Genomic DNA, 16436 nt, shown 5'->3' with positions numbered 1-16436 from the left:
TTTGTCCTATCAAAAACGAACATAACGCACAGATAATCAGATGAATACGCAAGAAATTTTAAGCGCAAATTTTACAAAAACGGAGAAGATTAGACGCCTGCTTGAGCTAGGTCTTACACGCCGCCAAGTGGCTGATTTGACTGGCGGGAACTACGGATTTGTTCAAAACGTGTTTGCAAAATACTGGCCTGAAAACGTAAACGGGAGAGAGTTTCGGTTTATAGCTTTCAATCGTAAATTTGGAGTGGAGATTGAGGCTTACGGGGTTGAAATGCAGCGAGTTGAAAACGCACTACGAAGCGCGGGAATATACGCCGAAACTGAACGGTATAACCATAGCACCCGCCGACACTGGAAGCTGGTAACGGACGGAAGCCTGACGGGGGTTAATACTTTTGAATTGGTAAGCCCTATTTTAGAAGGAATGAGCGGGCTGAACGAACTTGAAAAAGTATGCGAGGTACTTGAAACTTTGAACGTAAAAATCAATAAAACCTGCGGTTTACATATTCATTTTGATGCTACCCAAATGGGACTTCAACAAACGAAAAACCTTTTGTTGAACTACGCAAAGCTTGAAGAAGCGATTGATAGTTTTATGCCACATAGCCGACGCGGAAACAATAACAGCTATACACGGACACTAAGAGGACATGAAACGAAAATTGAAAATGCGGATAGCATTTCAAAAATAGCGAGCGGATTTGGTAGCCGATATTTCAAAGTAAATATGCAGGCTTACGAACGCCATCGCACGATTGAGTTTCGGCAGCACTCGGGAACGGTTGAATTTAAGAAGATTTCGAACTGGGTGATTTTCTTACACAATTTGGTAGAGTACTCAAAAACTAAGCGAGTGGAAACCACTACCTTTGAAACCCTAAAGAAATTTAATCAGGCAGAAGTATATAACTATTTGGTAACTAGACAAAACCAACTGGCCGCATGATAAAATATAAAGACAGAAACGGGGAGGTGATAACAGGCACCTCCCTTCAGTTGCTTCTCGAAGCGCTACGCGATGGTAGCCGCTTTGGAGCTGAACAGACTTTGGAGGAATACCTAAAAGAAACCGCCGAACGGGTAAGAGAATACAATGGCCTTGAGTGGGAGGTACGAACCGACAGCTACGAAAATTTTGTGGCTGACTTGGAAAAGGCTGGGTATTGGCAGCGTATTTGATTTACATTTTTAAATAAAACTGTAGTGGTATGGAAAAGAAGAAACTTACAAAAAAGGAGCTGTCAAGGCTTATGAAAATGAATGTGGAACAGCTCAAGGAGTTTATTTTAGCAAACGATACATTGCTCATAAAGCACATTCCTGCTACTATGCACCAAGAATATCTTGAGCGAATTTATGAAGAAGCACTACGAACCCACGCTTTATCTTTACGGCAACCATTCGCTTCTAACACGCCTGAGTTGCAACCACAATAAAAAACCCCGTCGGTAAGACCAACGGGGTTTCGGGATTATCAAACAAATCTTTTAAATAACTACTAGGCAGGCTCCATGTAAGGCACGGCCTTGATGAGTTTTATATTATTTAGCTCAGGAATTTCCCTAACATTTTCGGCAGGAATAATGCCCCGCTTAATCCAGTTAGAGACCACGTTTGTACTCTCCAAATTGAAACGTTTGGCGTACTCTTTTATAGTTACCCAGTCTGAGAGTTCAATGGTTTCTCCTTCAGACATGAGGAGGGCAATCGCACTTTGGCGAGCCTCACGAGAGGCTGCCAAGGCGGCGGCTAGTTGGTTTTGTGCTTCGATATTCATAGAAGTGGGTGGGGGCTATAGCCCCCTTTTTAGTTTTTCGATTAGTTCTTTGTTTTTCAGAATTTCATCAAGAACTTGATTGATTTGCTCTTCGGTATAATTCTCTGAAAAGGAGTTTAAGACTTTGGCAAGTTGGGCGTTTTCGCGTTCGAGCCTCGCGATAGCCAATTCAATTTGTTTTTTTATGTCCATGTGTTATTGATTTGTTTGATGATGTAAAGGTACATTTTGTTACGTTATGTAACAAGTATTTTATCAAAAAAAAGTGTTTTTTTTACAAAAAAAATGCCCGCTTGGCGGCGGGCTTCAGTAGGGTAAGTCTCTTGGAATTGGCTCTCCAAAGATACTTACTTTTTATGACTCAGTCCACAAAATCTTGGCCTAAAGTGGCCACCTACATCTACCTTGAACCTGCTACGGCAAAGTACCTACGTGAGCATTTTAGCGAACCGCTGGAAATCGATTACAACTCTCTCTTGGGGAGTATTGTGAATCTTGGAGTCAAGAAAACTTCGTTTAAAAGTGAAAAAACTCCACGTAAAAAAAAGTATGAGCACCTAACTGAACCGTTCAAATGTTTGCTCGGGAGCTGGGTGGCTTTCAGGCAGGGCAGCGACGTGCCGATTGAGCAGTGCTTCCACATTAACCGGATGCTACTAAAAATGATGTATGCCGAGCTGATGGTGTACATTCTGTACCACCACTTCATCACTGGCGGCTCTGATATACAACAGTGTATTGATGAGTTTCGGGATAGATACGACATCTACGAGAAGGAGTTTCCTGACGAGCGAACCCGCAAGATGTATTATCGCATCCGACGAAAGTATGGCACAAACGTGGATACTTACATCAAATTTTTACCAGCGAAACTTCTCAAATAATGTTTGAAGACTTATTGCTTACGTACGACCCTTGCGAAAATGGTGAGGGTGGGCTACAGTATATTGAGGTGGTGCCAGCGGTGGCCATCCAAACGATGGCGATACCGAGCGGACTAGGCTTTGTGGGGCCTTTGACGCTGAAATCGGGCTGGAAGTGGATTCGGATTGAGTTTGATGACAATACTTCGTTTTATTCGGAAATCGACAACGATAGCACACAAGGGACAAGCTACGAAATACGGCTAGGTGGGTTTTATCCGAAAGATACCAAAACGGTATTGGAGCAACTGGAGCTGATGAAGCTGCAATATTGGGTGGCGAGGGCACGTGACATGGATGACCGATGGCGGCTGGTGGGCAATATCAGCCAAAAACTGCGGCTTTCGAGTCGGAAATACGAGATTACGACACCACTCCAACGTCGTGGTTTTCAGATTGAATTTGCGGGGGTATTCTCACGCCCTGCGCTGTTTGACCACCGTTGGTAGAGCGATAAAGTCCTATTAGTTAGGAGAAAGTACGGATAATGTTGCATTATGAATGAACTGCAACAGACCGTATTGGCGCTCACGAGTGGGCAATGGTGGATAGACCAGCAATGGGCGCTGGCTAACTCTACTGAAATGGTGCGGCTTATGAATGCCGCCAACGAAAAAAGTGAGCGACCTCCAAAGATTATTGAGGCCGCAGCAGTACATTTTCAAAGCGGGACGACAACTGACCTAAAAAATGCCCCCAACGGCTCGGTAGCAGTGATTGCCATACGAGGACCGATAAGCAAGTACTCTAGCTGGTATTCTACAGGCTCAAAAGAGTATGTTGGGTTGCTCAACTCTATCTACGGCGATACGCGTTTTGTGGGCAGTGTGATCCTGATTGATAGCCCAGGAGGGATGGCATACGGTACCAGAGAGGTGTTTCAGGCGGTGAGCAACCCCGCCAAGCCTGTGATATCGCTGGTTGACAACTTGGCCGCAAGCGCGGGCTATTACTACATTGCTGGTAGTGATGCGATATACACTACACAGCCCAATGACATCGTCGGTAGCATTGGCACCTACGCGGTACTGGCTGACTTCAATAAGTATTTCGAGAAAATTGGCCTCCCTATCTACGAAGTATATGCCGCCCAAAGTACCGAGAAGAACCTTGATGTGCGAAACCTATTCGACAAAAAGGACGATACGCTTCTCAAGGCTGAGCTGACTCAGTCGAACCAAATCTTCATTAACGACATCAAGGCCGCCAGAGCTGGGAAACTAAATCCAAAAGCTGGTGACCCTTTCAAGGGTGCTATCTACATGACCGATGAAGCCAAAAAGGTGGGTCTGATAGATGGCACTTCTACTTTGGCCGACGTGCTGGCTGAAGTCTCCGACCGCTTTCAAACTTCCAAACGTAAATCAACATCTATGTCTCTGATTAGTGAATTGAAGTCACTGTTGTCAAAACATGGCTCACAAGAGGGTGCTTCGGAAGAGGCAACTCTAGCTTCTGTCACCAAAGAGCGTGACGACGCGCAGGCTCAAGTAACAACGCTTACCAAAGAGCGCGACGCGGCTCAAGCCCAAGTAACGACTTTGACCAAGGAGCGCGATGACGCGCAAGCTCAGGTGACAACGCTCACCAAAGAGCGTGACGATGCGCAAGCTGAAGTAACACGCCTTGGTCAACAACCAGGAGAAAAGCCGACGCCGAAAGCTTCAGAGCAAAAAGCTGAAGGGGATTCTGGCAAAAAAACACCGCAGCAAATCCTGGATGAGCTTCCTCATAACAAGGCGGCGGACGCTCTTTTTGGAGCTTAATATTTGTTTTACCTATTAACAGCTTACTAAATGAACATTACAGACATTGTAACTGAGTTTGGGGCTTACTATCTCAGCCAGGGGCAAAATTTGACGAGTATTCGTCAGAAATTGCGACGGAGTTTGGTAACCCCCAAAGCCTTTACGACTGTGTACACAGATGACACCATTTGGCGTGCCTCTGAAGCTTCACATTCACGTATTGTGCAGCCTTTTCAAAAGGCTTTTACTCCGACTGGCACAAGTGCTTTCAAGCCTGTTGAAATCAGACAGTTTCACATGAAGGCTGACTTGTCAGAGTCGCCAGATGACTTGGAGGCAACATGGCTTGGCTTCTTATCCTCTGAGAACGTAAAACGGAGCGAGTGGCCGTTTATCCGGTGGTGGGTGGAAGTACTGGTTTTACCCAAAATTCAAGAGGAAATTGAGCTGTATGAAATTGGCGCTGGTGTATATACTGCACCAACGACTAATACTCCAGGGGCTCAAGGCACATCGATGGATGGTATCCAGAAGATTGTGAAGGATCACATTACTGCGGGACGCACATCACCAACGGCTTTGGGGGCGATTCCAGCCGCAGACAAAGACTTCGTGGACTACATGCGAGCTTTCCACGCTGGTATTCGCAAAGAGTACCGTAACATCCCGATGACGGTGTACATGAGCGAAGACCTTGTGTTGAAGTACATGTATGGCTACAACGAGAAGTACGGAAAAGATACCGTAACGGCTGACAATGCTAACGGCGTAACCAAAATCAAGTTCACAAACTTGACTATTGAGGGGATTCCGTCGATGAACTTGAAAGCCAATGGTAGCGCCTGCAACAGAATCTTCTGTACGCCAAAAGAAAATGCGATTCTTCTGATGAAGAAAACCAATAACATGGGTCGATTCGATATTCAGGGGGTTGACCGCATTGTGAAGCTTCTCACCGACTGGTGGATGGGTGTCGGGTTTGTGATTCCTGACATTGTGTTTTGTAACGACCAAGAATAATCTTATCCAGAAGGGGCAGCTTGCGATGTAGGCGAGTTGCCCCTCAAACTCTTTCTACACATGGCAAACGAAAAACAAAACCCAGGTCCAGCTACTTCAGATGACCTTACGCCACGCGAAAAGGACTTGTTAGCAATTATTGAGGACATGGGCAAACAGCTGGAAGCAAAGAAAATGGATGGGTTGACCAGCGCCCAAACTCCGACTGTTACCCATAAGGGAGCAACTTATGAGGTGACTGCTCAAAAATTCAACTTTGAAGGTACTGACTATACCATCGAGGATTTGAAAGATGCCAAGCTCGTGGCAAAGCTCATTGACAAGAAAGTAGGCTTCCTTGTTAAGCGTGAGGCGTAAGCTACCTTTTTTTACACTATTTTAATTTTTTCTGAAATGTGCGATGTAATTGATGTCGAAGAAACAAACGACCCTTGTAACCCCAACGGCGGCGGTAACGAGGACGTGCTGTATTATGCGTTGCTTTCTGATTTTGTGAGCATTCCATTACCTCCTACCTCGCAAACAGTACTGCGTGACAAATTTAAAATCACGACAGTACCTGTTTTCAAGGCTGGAAAGTTTTGGCGTGAGATACAGGCAAAATCAAACAGTGTCAATTCCAACTATGAGCCGGCTGGCACCAGTGGGATGAAAGCGGCAAAGTTGGCATTTGCACTTAGCGCCAACAACCCAGATGGCCACGCGCTCTACAATATTGGTGATGGCAACACACCTTATGTGTTTTTGACCAAACCCAATTCATTGCCAGAGGGTCAGTACGAAATCATTGGCAGCTTTAAGCACAAAGCAACCATGACTGCCACCAAGGCTGGAGGTACTCCTGAAGGCGATGCTGCTATGTACAACTTTGAGGTCAAGGCGACTCAGAAGTTTTTGGTGCTGTACTCGGGGACTGTACAAACCGCTCCAAGCGCCTAGAGCTTGTGGCCTTAACAATTAACTTCAATGGCAAAAATCGAAAGGCCTTCAAATGAGGTCGAAATTCAGAACTCCGAACCAACGACCTCCAAGCAGCTCAAAGTAAAGGGGCTGAAACCGCTGAAAGATGGGCGAATCCCCATCTCTCATGGAGGGCTCAAGTTTGATTTGGCACAAGCAAGCCAAGATGACCTTCAATGGTTGTACGAAAATGGCTGTCCGTTCGTGACGGCTGAATAAAGGTGGGTTAGAAGTGTGCGAAAAAGTCGGTCAATGGCCGACTTTTTTTATGTAACATATTCCATAAAACGTTGTACAAAACAAATTATTTATGCGCGGCCTGTCCCATGAAAAACGGCAAAATTTGCTCAGCAAAATTCAGTCCTGGACAAATGTTCTGGACTATTCACAGGGTATTAAGCTCTATCGTGATTTGTACGGTGATACGGGATTGTATTATGTGTTTTTGGTTGGGAGCACTTCTTATAATCAAGAGAAGCTTCGAGAAGAAATCGAGGCTGCTGAACAAATTCTCTTAGAAGAACACCAAGTAGCCAACAGCAACGAACCCGAAGAAGTAAAGGACTGGAGACGCATGACCAAAGAGTTGCTCAACAAACGAACTCAACTCAAAGCACAACTTCACGTATTGCCAACGGTCGAAGAACGTCGTGGCCACGCTTTTGAAATCCTTGGTATTTCTGAAGAACTCGACGACCTGTTTGGGAAATTGGCTCTTTTTGAAGCCCAAGGGCTTGTCTATAGACCAATTGAAATTGAGACGGACAACCCAGTACGACGCTATCTGAATGTAAGAAGCTACATCACCAAACTTCAGAAAAAGCTGAAGGGGCAGATTTTGGCCGATGACATCGCGAAAACTAAGTCAAAATTGGATGAATATCTACTTGAGCTTCAATCGCTTGAAAAGACAGATGAAATTAAAGGCTATTTGGAAAGATGAAAAAAGATGCCGTCGCAAAAGTTAAAAAAGCACCTAAAAGCCTTGCCGAGCGCTTCGAGGACGACTTCGATGCTATATATAGGTACTACACAAACTCGAATTCAAACCTATCTGAAAAGCAATTTGAGCAACTGGAGCGGTGGCGATGGTGCAGGGAATGGTACCTCACCTACCAGCCATCTAGCAACAGGGAGCTAGTTAGCGTACTTATTACGCAATTTGGGATAAGCGAGAAACAAGCCTACATCGATGTACAAAACACGATGCGATTTTTTGCATCGATGGAGAAAGTAAATAAGGAGGCAGAGAAAGCAGCGATGGTGGAGCGACTCAAGCGCCGTCAGAAAAAAATGGACGACCTTGCTGAAATTGACCTCAAAGCAGCAGGTGAAGCCAACAAAGCAGACAAGCTACTCGCCGACGTGCTTGGGTTTATGGAGCCTGAGAACGTCATCCCTTCTCCCGTCATCGTACATATTTTTCCTGTTTTCGACCCTACGCTTCTTGGATTCGACCCAATTGAGAACCTCGAACACAAACTGAGGATATTCAAGGAGAAGAAAAGAAAAGAGGCAGAAATTGTCGATGTAGATTTTGATGAAATAATGGATAATCCTTATGCAATTCAGCCAAGTTCCACCACCTGACTTTTCCAAAAGAGTACACTATAATAGGCCACAACTCGCAGGAATGTTGATTGATGCCAACGAGGAAACGAATCTCTGGGGGCGAGCAACAGGAAAATCAGAAGGCAGGCTATCAGTGAGAACGCTCACGTGTGTACAACAAATGCCTCGTTCAGCTGGAGTAAATGTTGCGAAAACTTACCTGCAAATATTAGATAGAACCCTCCCTCCTATCTTAAAACACTGGCAGGACCTTGGTATGCACCGCGATGTTGACTTTTGGGTAAGGAAGTTCCCTGATAAAAAATGGGGATTAGAACTCCCCTATTTTACGCCAGAAACGCCAGAACACGCGGTTTTTGTTCGCTCTAACAAAAACCAAGTCGCCTTAATGCGGCTAGTAAGCCAGGATCGACCGGGCAGTTCCAATGGTTTAAGCATTGATTGGATAGTCGGTGATGAAGCAAGATTTCTTAACAAGCAGCGCTATGATGATGAGTTGGTACCTACCAACCGTGGTAATGAGCGATACTTCGCAGGAAGTTACCTGCATCACTCGGTATGTTTGTGTAGCGATATGCCCAACTCCCCAGAAGGCTATTGGCTTTTTGAGAAAGAGAAGGGGATGGATAAGGAAGCGGTCGCCCTGGTAAAAGGACTAAATGTTGAACTTTACCGACTCAATCCTAAAAACACCCCGCTTGAGCTACTTGCTCCAGCGCGGGCAAGAAAAATAGTTCGATACAGAAAGGAGCTTAATCAGCTACGTGCAAAGCTTAGTTACTATTCAGAAGCCAGTACGCTAGAGAACATTGATGTACTGCGTGAAAGCTTTTTTGAAAAACAAAAAAAGCAGCTTCCTGATTATGAATACGACCGGGCCATCCTTAATAATAAGCCACAAAATGTAAAGGAGGGGTTTTACTCGTTGCTCGGCCCCCAACACAAATACAACGCAATCGACTACAGCGTTGTGGATGGGTTATCAGAAAAGGACTATGGTACTGGTAAGCTCAACAACTGTAAAAAGGATGCCGACCTCAATAGAGCGATGCCACTACATGCTGCACCCGACTTTGGGGGTAGCATTAACTTCTTATCAGTGGGGCAGCCTGATGGTAATTGCTTTCGATTCCTAAAAAACGTATGGGTGAAAAACCCACAACGTGTCAAGGACTTAGCCAAAGCATTTAACGACTACTACAGATACTTCTATAAAAAGGAGTTGTTCTTCTACTTTGACCACACCCACATCAAGACTGAATCTGTTGCAGACAAGAATCCAAAGGACGAGTTTGTCAATGATCTTGAGACGCTGGGCTGGACTGTTCACGAACGCTACCTTGGACATACACCTTCATCCTACACACGCTTTAACCTCTGGTCTTTTGGTTTCGTTGGTGATGACCCAAGAGTGATGTATCCATTATTTAATGAAGATAACTTCAGCGAAGGGCTTACATCAATGCAAAACACCAGGATAAAACGTGGTGCCAAAGACCCTTATGCAAAAGATAAAGGCTTAGAAGGAGATAAGGAAGCAGACCAGCTCCTTGCTCCCCATGGTGGCGACTCCGCTGACATCCTTTACTTCGGTGTGCATAAAGAACTTCAATACCAAGGGTTCACAATTCCAGAGTCATTTACGCTGTAACCATCATATATCGCAGGCCCCTGCAAAAGGCAATTGCATTCCTGGACAGTGCGCGTCGGGGTGAGAATCGTGGCTACATTTTGACAGAAAAACGCCGATTGAACCAAACCCCTAAAAATCAGGCATTTTGTAGAAAAAAAAGTACAATCGTGTGCTAAAATGAGGGTTTTTAATGTCCGAATTGAGCTAAAAATGGATGAGTAAGTTTGGTTATGATTACAGTTCAAGAGGCATTTCGTCGCTTTTTTTTAGCAAAGGGAGATTTTGGGGATTATCGCTGTAACAATATAAAGTATGTGACTGCGGATAAAAAAAGAGGAACTGGAGGAGAAATTGTAACCCTCCAAAAAGCTCGTCTGCTGGGGCAGTACAAACCACCAAAATCCGACGAACCCAAGAAAATAAGAAGAAACCCTTGGCGTGATTTTTATGATGAGGATACTGGTAGATATTACAGAATCCACATCGATCTAATCTTGTCAATCAATGAAATCCAAATCGCATAATGGTAGTTGAAGTAGCAGAAAATGCCTATGTGCTAGGTAAAAGTAAAAGTGTTTTTACGATTGATACAGCACCCGCAGCTCAACCCACCATGACAGTGGTGGAAGAACAGGTATGGAAATACAGTGATATTGTATTTTGGGGGGAGGACAACAATTTCCCAGCTCGAGTGGTAGAACAAGCAATGAAGGTAGCGGTGGTTCCCCCAAGCTTGTTTTTCCACGCCAACATGCTGTCTGGCTCCACCATTCTTCCAGTAATTAAGCATTACGAAGCTGATAAGAATGGGGTAAAGGAGATAATTGAGGTGGTTTCTGACCCTGAAATTTGGGAATTCATCAACAGTGTCCATTTTAAGCGTTATCGGCGCGAGGCCGCAGTGGACTTGTTTTGGTTTCAGAATGTTTTCCCAGAGCTGATTTTAACCAAAAATCGAAAAAAAATCGCCTATATAAGCCCTAATGAGGCTATGCATTGCCGCTGGGGGAAACAAAACACGCGAGGGACTTGTGAGGCTGTTTTTGTATCGGCCAACTGGCCAAACACTAACATACAAAGCAAGTACACAACTGAAATTACTGCGATTGACCCTTATGCCTACGACATCGTAGAAGGGACACGTGACCGAGTCAATGACTACAAATTTATTTACCCTGCGAGCTATCCATCACCCGGTCGTAACTTTTACCAGCTGGCTTTTTGGGATGGAATTCGACAAAGTGGTTGGCTTGACATCCTTACCAAGATTCCCCAACTCAAGTCGCACCTACTTTCAACGCAGATGCGCGTTGCCTATCATATTCAAGTACCTGCTGTATTTTGGGAGAAGACGTATGGCAAAAAGTGGAAAGATGCTGACCCTTCTCAACGTCGCCAAATTAAAATGGACTACTTCGAGGAGTTGGACAAAATTTTGGCTGGAGATGCAAATGCGGGGAAGGCATTTGTGTCTGAATATGGTATGTCGCTGGATGGCAAGGCTAGTGAAAAATGGGAGATTGACCCCATAAAAGACCCTAATCACGACGGAAAATTTGTAAACGATAGCATCGAAGCAACTGCGAACCTTTTCTATGCACTCGGAATAGACCTAACCTTGGCAGGTTTTGCGAGCAAAGAAATGGGTAGCCGGTCTGGTGGCTCTGACAAACGCGAAGCATTGCTTATCTACCTTGAGAAGATGAAGCCACTGCGTGAAATTGAACTTGAGCCACTTCGATTCGTAGCCAAGTTCAATAGTTGGACGAAAAAGTACCCCATGCTGGATTTTATACACCAAACCACGCTGCTTACAACCCTTGACACTGGAGCGGCGTCAAAACAAGTGACTACCTAATGGACTTATTTCTCAGCACACAGCATTTGCAAGAGTACGTGGCGGTCGGCTCTGATTTGAGCCTTCAGACACTTACCCCATTTTTTCGTCAAGCGGAAAGCAAATTTATCCACTCAACCGTTGGAAGAAGTATGTGGAAACACATAATTACTAATGCTGAAGAGGAGGCATATGAAGACTTGATTGATTATGCCAGGGCAGCACTTGCCAACCTTGGTGTTTCGTTGTACGTTGTCACTGGCGGCGCTATGATTGATAACAGTGGTGTCTATTTCGCAAAGACGGATTCGATGTGGCGACCTTCAGACAAAGACAAAGCTGAGCTTCAGCGTTCTTACTACGAAGCGGGCATGAATAGCCTTGAAGATTTGATTCTCCTTTTATGTGATAGTAAGGAAAACGATCCTTATTTTGAGGCTTGGGCTACATCGCCACAAGTTGAGCGCTTCAATCAATTGCTTATCCAAACCGCCTCTGATTTTGAGCAACATGTTTCCCTTTTTAGAAGCGGCTCTACCTTTGCTTCGCTTTTTGATTTGTTAAAAACTGTTCAGAATGAGCGCATCTTACCCATTGCGAATGGCTACATGGACACATTGCTCACGGGGACTAACGAAAGCGATAGCGAGCCAGTAAAAGCAGCTTTTAAGAGCTTGAAAGCCGCTTCGAGCAAAGCACTAGCACTGCTTACAACCGCCAAAGCACTACGTGTTGGCACTTATGCACGAACTGAAATGGGGCTTACCTTCGTAGCTGCACAGGTTAAAAACGCAAATGATGTCGTCTATGAATATGAAACTGACGGTCAGGCAGCTTTGGAAGCATTAAGAGAGCTTTTAGAAAAGCTACAGCCAACTGGCTACACTCCTTTGCCAGCCGAAAAAGCTACCCCGGTGCGTTCATCAACCAGTGGAATCGTGATTGCATAATGGAAATTTCGTACACCTACAAAGGCAAAAGAGTTGTAAGAACTGGCCCCGACACATGGGAGCAAATGTCAGCCCAACAATACATCGCGACGATTCGCGCCATCAATATCATCGAGCAAGAACCCGAAAAAACATGGGCATTACCTGTCATTCTTTTGGGAATACCACTGCGCGAGTATTTTGGAATGTCGATGGCACAAAGGCACGTACTGATTGGGTACTTTCATCACCTAAGCGAATTCAACGATTTGCCAAAAGATTGGATGTTGCCTTCTATCCAAGTCGGTTGGCAAAAATGGCACGGCCCCAATAAACGCCTCACTGACTTAATTTTTGCAGAATTTATGTTTGCTGAAAGTATGCTTGAGCGTTATTACAGCAAGCATGACGAATGGGAGCTTGACCGATTTATTTCAATTTTATATCGACCTAAAAGCTGGTTTGGAAAGCGACATGATTTCAACAATAAGCTGGTTGATGAGCGGGCAAAGCAGCTTACAAAGCTGGATAAAGCCACCAAAACGGCTATTTTGCTTAATTATCAAGGCTGGAAAAAGCACCTTAAAAAGCTATACAAATACGCTTTTCAAGAAGCAAAGCAAGGTGAGAAAGCACAAAAATCAAACTGGCTTGAGCAAGCCACAAGGTTAGCAGAACACCGACAAAGTGAGCTTACTACCATCAAAAATACCTCGTTTTATGAGGTGATGAGTAACATCAATCTCCGAATGAAAGATTTTGAATGGGCTAAATCTCAGCTACCACAGAATAATAAGTAGTTTGATAGCAAAAGTTGTTTCCTGGCTTTCGGTACCGCAGCTCGCTGCGCTAACTTTTGCTATCAAAAAATCTTTTTGCTCACTCCATCAGCGTCAGCTCTGGCGCACCATCACTGAACTTCCACTTCTAAATGATAGCAAAGTATGAGTTTACCTTTTTTAGAGAAGACACTACAGAAGTACGCAAATGAGGATCGAGCGATAGCACGTGGTGATTCTAAGGTGAATTTTTGCGTTGTGCCTGACCCCCAAAATGCTGAAACAGCCCTTAACGCCCTTCGTAATTCACTTGGATGGCCTTGTCTTGTGCTTGAGTTTCCTGACAATGAAGTAAGTGACGAGTCGGCGGCTTATGATACCTTGAGAACAAGTATTGCCGTTTTGCATTTTGCCGATGCGAAAAACGCTGGGAAGAATGACGCTAAATATGTGATTTATGACGTATCCAAACCCGCCGTTGAACGAATTATCGGCAGGTTAAAAAAAGAGGCAAAGAAAAAAATCATCAAAGATGGATGCACCCCCCTTCAAGTAATGAGTAGGGTTTCGGGTGAATGGATTGGCCCGGTTCTCAACGGAGCTTGGGGGTATCGCTATACAATTGAAATTAGATTTTGGAGAGACCCTTTTCACTGCGAATAGTGGTGTCCGATGTTCGGCCAATATGGCTGGCTAATTTCGGTCATGGGTGTTTCATTAGTATCTCCTCCAGCTGCGGCCACGTGGAGCGAAAATCGCAACGTGGTACATTTTCAGGGTGATTTATTTTTCACCTTGCCAGGCGCATTTTCGGTAAACACTATCACATTTGATTTGGGACTTACTGCTGGTACCATCATCGAACTTCGGTGGGGCCAGAATCTACAAAGATTTACGGCCAAGGCTGCGGTAATTGGCGGAAATGACCTACCAACAGGCAGCAATTGGGCTAGTGTGATGGCAATTTTGCAAGCCAACTACTACTTAGCCAACGACTTCACCTTAGCACTTAACGGCAACACTATTACCTTGACTGCGAAAGTGAAGGGCATACAATACAATTTTACTTCGTACACATTTGCGAGTGGAACTGTCACCAATAGCACTTTTGGGATTGCTCCAACTAAAATCCAAAATCACGGTGTTGTACTGGAATGCCAAATCAAAAGCGGTACTACTTACGAGACCATTTACGCTGAGCGTATCCCATTTGTCGGTGGTGCTTTCGCCCAAATTGACATTTCCAAGCTACTTCATGCGGAACTAACGCCAGATATGCCAAGCTCATGGCGTAGTTTTTCTCCAATTAGACACCAAAAAAGCTGGAAGAAGTATCGCCTAAAATTTGCTGAAGCTGGCGCAGAAGCTGGAGCCCCAACGATTACGAGCGACTATATCGTAATGGGTGGCGGTACTGGCCACGAAACAGGTATTGATACCACGCCCTTTGAATGGGTAATTGGCACAAATAGTAATGAGGACAAAGCCCTTCGTTTCGGCAGCACCAATCGATGGTTACAGGTTGATGAGCCGCAGTTCCTTACTTGGGTGGCTATTCGTCAGCCTTACGCAAGTGTACAACTACGCGTGAGGGTTGAGTATGCCGACAATACGATTCAAGCCGTTTTTCCTGATTATACTGAGATTGGGGGAGTTGCTATGTATGAGCGTATTATGTGGGATGTGTCTTTTTTCGGCCTAAATATCCCTGCCATCAATACCACAAAAGGTGTGCTTAGCTACTACGTTTCTGTGTGGGGAAACGGCGCACAAGTAAGTAGAGAGTACAGATACATACTTGACTACGCGCCAAGGACTTCAAAACGATACTTTCTCTACTTAAACTCGCTTGGCGCGTGGGACTCTTTCTGTGCTTATGGTGAAGCAAGTGGCGAGGTTCGTTTTACGAGTGAGCGAATCGAGGTACCTCTGCCTACCCAATATGATTCTTCGCAGGGAACGCTAGCAGATAGCAACACTACTTCGCAACATGGCGCAACAGTGGCCACGGGCTATCAAACTGCTTACCAAATCTCAATGCTTGAGGATTTTCAGCTCAGCAGGTATAAATATCTGTATGAAAACCCTACGACGATTAGGCCAATCGTGCTGACAATGGACCCGCTTCCGACTGGCACTGACGGACAAAATTTGTATTCGCACACATTCCAATATCAGCACGCTTACAAAAACAACAAATTCGATGGAAAACAATGACCCAGATTATTCGTTTCCACCGGGCTTTGTACCAGGCGGGAATGTAATTATTAACCCTGACGGCGGAGGTAACTCTGGAGGTGGCAACCCTGGAGGCGGTGGAAGCACAGAGAATCCAAATTGGACGTTGGATGAAGTTCCCACCGAAGGTAGCAATAACCCTATCAAATCGAATGCTGTATATCAAGCGTTTCAAAATGTGCAGTCAAAGCTGCCTGAAGCTCCCGAAAACAGCCAAAATGAATACGTACTGACTGGCAACAAAACATGGCGGCACCTGCCAAGTTGGGTCAATCAACTTATTGAAGGGCTCAATATTGACAACGGAGGTGGGGAACAAAACCAAGAAAACAACTATGTGACCCTGACCCAACTTGGCGCGGGCATAGTTGAACCAACCCTAAATCAACAAACGGCTGCTTTGTATGTGCCTTTCGCTGTGACCATTCCAAGAAGCACATTCAAGCTGGAGAATAATCAGAATGCCACTGTTTCGCTGATAAATGCACCTGCGGGAGCGTCTGTTACCATCGACAATGACAACGTTCAAATTACTTGGACTCCACTCCTACGAGGGGAACACTACATTGGTTTTTGGCTAGGCAATAATGCCAAACTCGGGAAAGCAGTATCGCTCAAAATCAACGTCACAAAAAGCACGATTGTGCCTGTTGGTGACCAAGTTTTGGCATCGGCATCACTTACGGCTGGTATGCTAATTAACATTTGGGACGATGGGGGTACACCTAAAGTACGGCCTGCCATTGCTACTTCAGCTGATAGAATTGCACACGGCTTTATAACGCAAAACGCCGCACCTGGGCAAACTGTCGTGCCCAAATTTTGGGGTACGAATTCCCTGATGGAAGGGCTAGAAATTGGAAAACGTTACTTCCTGTCTTCGACTACACCCGGAGGCATTTCGGAATTTGGACCCGCCTCAGGTTCGGGGTTGGTGTGGCAACCAGTCGGGCGTGCTATTTCGGCGACAGAACTCCTAGTTGATATTGATGAACACGTAATTAGAAGCTAATGTCG

At 45.0% G+C, this 16436-nt stretch carries 22 protein-coding genes; 20 read left to right on the top strand and 2 right to left on the bottom strand.

Annotation, left to right across the window (positions count from 1 at the left end; genetic code table 11):
* Positions 1-40 precede the first annotated feature (40 nt).
* Genes DTQ70_RS04055 through DTQ70_RS04045 form a run of 3 tightly spaced genes read left to right on the top strand, consistent with a single transcriptional unit; the run spans position 41 to position 1439 of the window.
* Positions 41-949 (top strand): amidoligase family protein, encoded by a 909-nt coding sequence (locus DTQ70_RS04055; RefSeq protein ID WP_122929626.1) that lies wholly within the window; start codon positions 41-43, stop codon positions 947-949.
* On the top strand, positions 946-1182 hold the full coding sequence (locus tag DTQ70_RS04050) for a hypothetical protein (RefSeq protein ID WP_122929625.1): 237 nt from the start codon (positions 946-948) through the stop codon (positions 1180-1182). The genes DTQ70_RS04055 and DTQ70_RS04050 overlap by 4 nt, the downstream gene beginning before the upstream one ends.
* Before the next feature lie 29 nt (positions 1183-1211).
* On the top strand, positions 1212-1439 hold the full coding sequence (locus DTQ70_RS04045) for a hypothetical protein (RefSeq protein ID WP_122929624.1): 228 nt from the start codon (positions 1212-1214) through the stop codon (positions 1437-1439).
* Positions 1440-1501: 62 nt separating this feature from the next.
* On the opposite strand, the gene DTQ70_RS04040 is transcribed toward DTQ70_RS04045, so the two are convergent.
* Positions 1502-1780 (bottom strand): hypothetical protein, encoded by a 279-nt coding sequence (locus tag DTQ70_RS04040; RefSeq protein ID WP_122929623.1) that lies wholly within the window; start codon positions 1778-1780, stop codon positions 1502-1504.
* Between the two features lie 15 nt (positions 1781-1795).
* The gene (locus tag DTQ70_RS30580; protein WP_164489857.1) at positions 1796-1972 is read right to left on the bottom strand and encodes a hypothetical protein; all 177 of its coding nucleotides are present in this window, start codon (positions 1970-1972) and stop codon (positions 1796-1798) included.
* A gap of 164 nt (positions 1973-2136) precedes the next feature.
* Here DTQ70_RS30580 and DTQ70_RS04035 point away from each other — a divergent pair, with 164 nt between their 5' ends.
* The 17 genes from DTQ70_RS04035 (at position 2137) to DTQ70_RS03955 (ending at position 16431) form a co-directional block, all read left to right on the top strand.
* Complete coding sequence (locus DTQ70_RS04035) at positions 2137-2664, top strand: hypothetical protein (protein ID WP_164489856.1); 528 nt, start codon at positions 2137-2139, stop codon at positions 2662-2664.
* The gene (locus DTQ70_RS04030; RefSeq protein ID WP_122929621.1) at positions 2664-3152 is read left to right on the top strand and encodes a hypothetical protein; all 489 of its coding nucleotides are present in this window, start codon (positions 2664-2666) and stop codon (positions 3150-3152) included. Before DTQ70_RS04035 ends, DTQ70_RS04030 begins: the two co-directional genes overlap by 1 nt.
* Before the next feature lie 48 nt (positions 3153-3200).
* Positions 3201-4469, top strand: a complete 1269-nt coding sequence (locus DTQ70_RS04025; protein ID WP_122929620.1) for a S49 family peptidase — start codon at positions 3201-3203, stop codon at positions 4467-4469.
* A gap of 30 nt (positions 4470-4499) precedes the next feature.
* The gene (locus DTQ70_RS04020) at positions 4500-5471 is read left to right on the top strand and encodes a hypothetical protein (protein ID WP_122929619.1); all 972 of its coding nucleotides are present in this window, start codon (positions 4500-4502) and stop codon (positions 5469-5471) included.
* A gap of 60 nt (positions 5472-5531) precedes the next feature.
* The gene (locus tag DTQ70_RS04015) at positions 5532-5828 is read left to right on the top strand and encodes a hypothetical protein (protein ID WP_122929618.1); all 297 of its coding nucleotides are present in this window, start codon (positions 5532-5534) and stop codon (positions 5826-5828) included.
* A gap of 36 nt (positions 5829-5864) precedes the next feature.
* Positions 5865-6410 carry a hypothetical protein gene (locus tag DTQ70_RS04010; RefSeq protein WP_122929617.1) on the top strand — a complete coding sequence of 182 codons (546 nt, stop codon included), beginning with the start codon at positions 5865-5867 and terminating at the stop codon, positions 6408-6410.
* A 27-nt stretch (positions 6411-6437) separates the two neighbouring features.
* The gene (locus tag DTQ70_RS04005) at positions 6438-6650 is read left to right on the top strand and encodes a hypothetical protein (RefSeq protein WP_122929616.1); all 213 of its coding nucleotides are present in this window, start codon (positions 6438-6440) and stop codon (positions 6648-6650) included.
* Positions 6651-6741: 91 nt separating this feature from the next.
* On the top strand, positions 6742-7374 hold the full coding sequence (locus tag DTQ70_RS04000; protein WP_122929615.1) for a hypothetical protein: 633 nt from the start codon (positions 6742-6744) through the stop codon (positions 7372-7374).
* Entirely contained in the window at positions 7371-8021 is a 651-nt protein-coding gene (locus DTQ70_RS03995; protein ID WP_122929614.1) for a hypothetical protein, read from the top strand. Before DTQ70_RS04000 ends, DTQ70_RS03995 begins: the two co-directional genes overlap by 4 nt.
* Before the next feature lie 142 nt (positions 8022-8163).
* Positions 8164-9654, top strand: coding sequence for a hypothetical protein (locus tag DTQ70_RS03990; RefSeq protein WP_206019628.1), 1491 nt, complete (start codon positions 8164-8166; stop codon positions 9652-9654).
* 212 nt (positions 9655-9866) lie between these two features.
* Positions 9867-10160 carry a hypothetical protein gene (locus DTQ70_RS03985; protein WP_122929612.1) on the top strand — a complete coding sequence of 98 codons (294 nt, stop codon included), beginning with the start codon at positions 9867-9869 and terminating at the stop codon, positions 10158-10160.
* Positions 10160-11494 carry a hypothetical protein gene (locus DTQ70_RS03980; protein WP_122929611.1) on the top strand — a complete coding sequence of 445 codons (1335 nt, stop codon included), beginning with the start codon at positions 10160-10162 and terminating at the stop codon, positions 11492-11494. The genes DTQ70_RS03985 and DTQ70_RS03980 overlap by 1 nt, the downstream gene beginning before the upstream one ends.
* A complete protein-coding gene (locus DTQ70_RS03975; protein ID WP_122929610.1) occupies positions 11494-12423 on the top strand; it encodes a DUF6712 family protein in 930 nt (309 codons plus the stop codon). Before DTQ70_RS03980 ends, DTQ70_RS03975 begins: the two co-directional genes overlap by 1 nt.
* Complete coding sequence (locus tag DTQ70_RS03970; RefSeq protein WP_122929609.1) at positions 12423-13202, top strand: hypothetical protein; 780 nt, start codon at positions 12423-12425, stop codon at positions 13200-13202. The genes DTQ70_RS03975 and DTQ70_RS03970 overlap by 1 nt, the downstream gene beginning before the upstream one ends.
* A gap of 144 nt (positions 13203-13346) precedes the next feature.
* Positions 13347-13844, top strand: coding sequence for a hypothetical protein (locus DTQ70_RS03965; protein ID WP_122929608.1), 498 nt, complete (start codon positions 13347-13349; stop codon positions 13842-13844).
* 9 nt (positions 13845-13853) lie between these two features.
* Entirely contained in the window at positions 13854-15398 is a 1545-nt protein-coding gene (locus tag DTQ70_RS03960; RefSeq protein ID WP_122929607.1) for a hypothetical protein, read from the top strand.
* Positions 15385-16431, top strand: coding sequence for a hypothetical protein (locus DTQ70_RS03955; protein ID WP_122929606.1), 1047 nt, complete (start codon positions 15385-15387; stop codon positions 16429-16431). Before DTQ70_RS03960 ends, DTQ70_RS03955 begins: the two co-directional genes overlap by 14 nt.
* The last annotated feature ends 5 nt before the right edge of the window (positions 16432-16436 follow it).

Origin of the sequence: Runella sp. SP2 (genome assembly GCF_003711225.1) — a bacterium.
Lineage (GTDB): Bacteria > Bacteroidota > Bacteroidia > Cytophagales > Spirosomataceae > Runella.
This window is presented reverse-complemented; position numbering and strand designations above follow the sequence as displayed.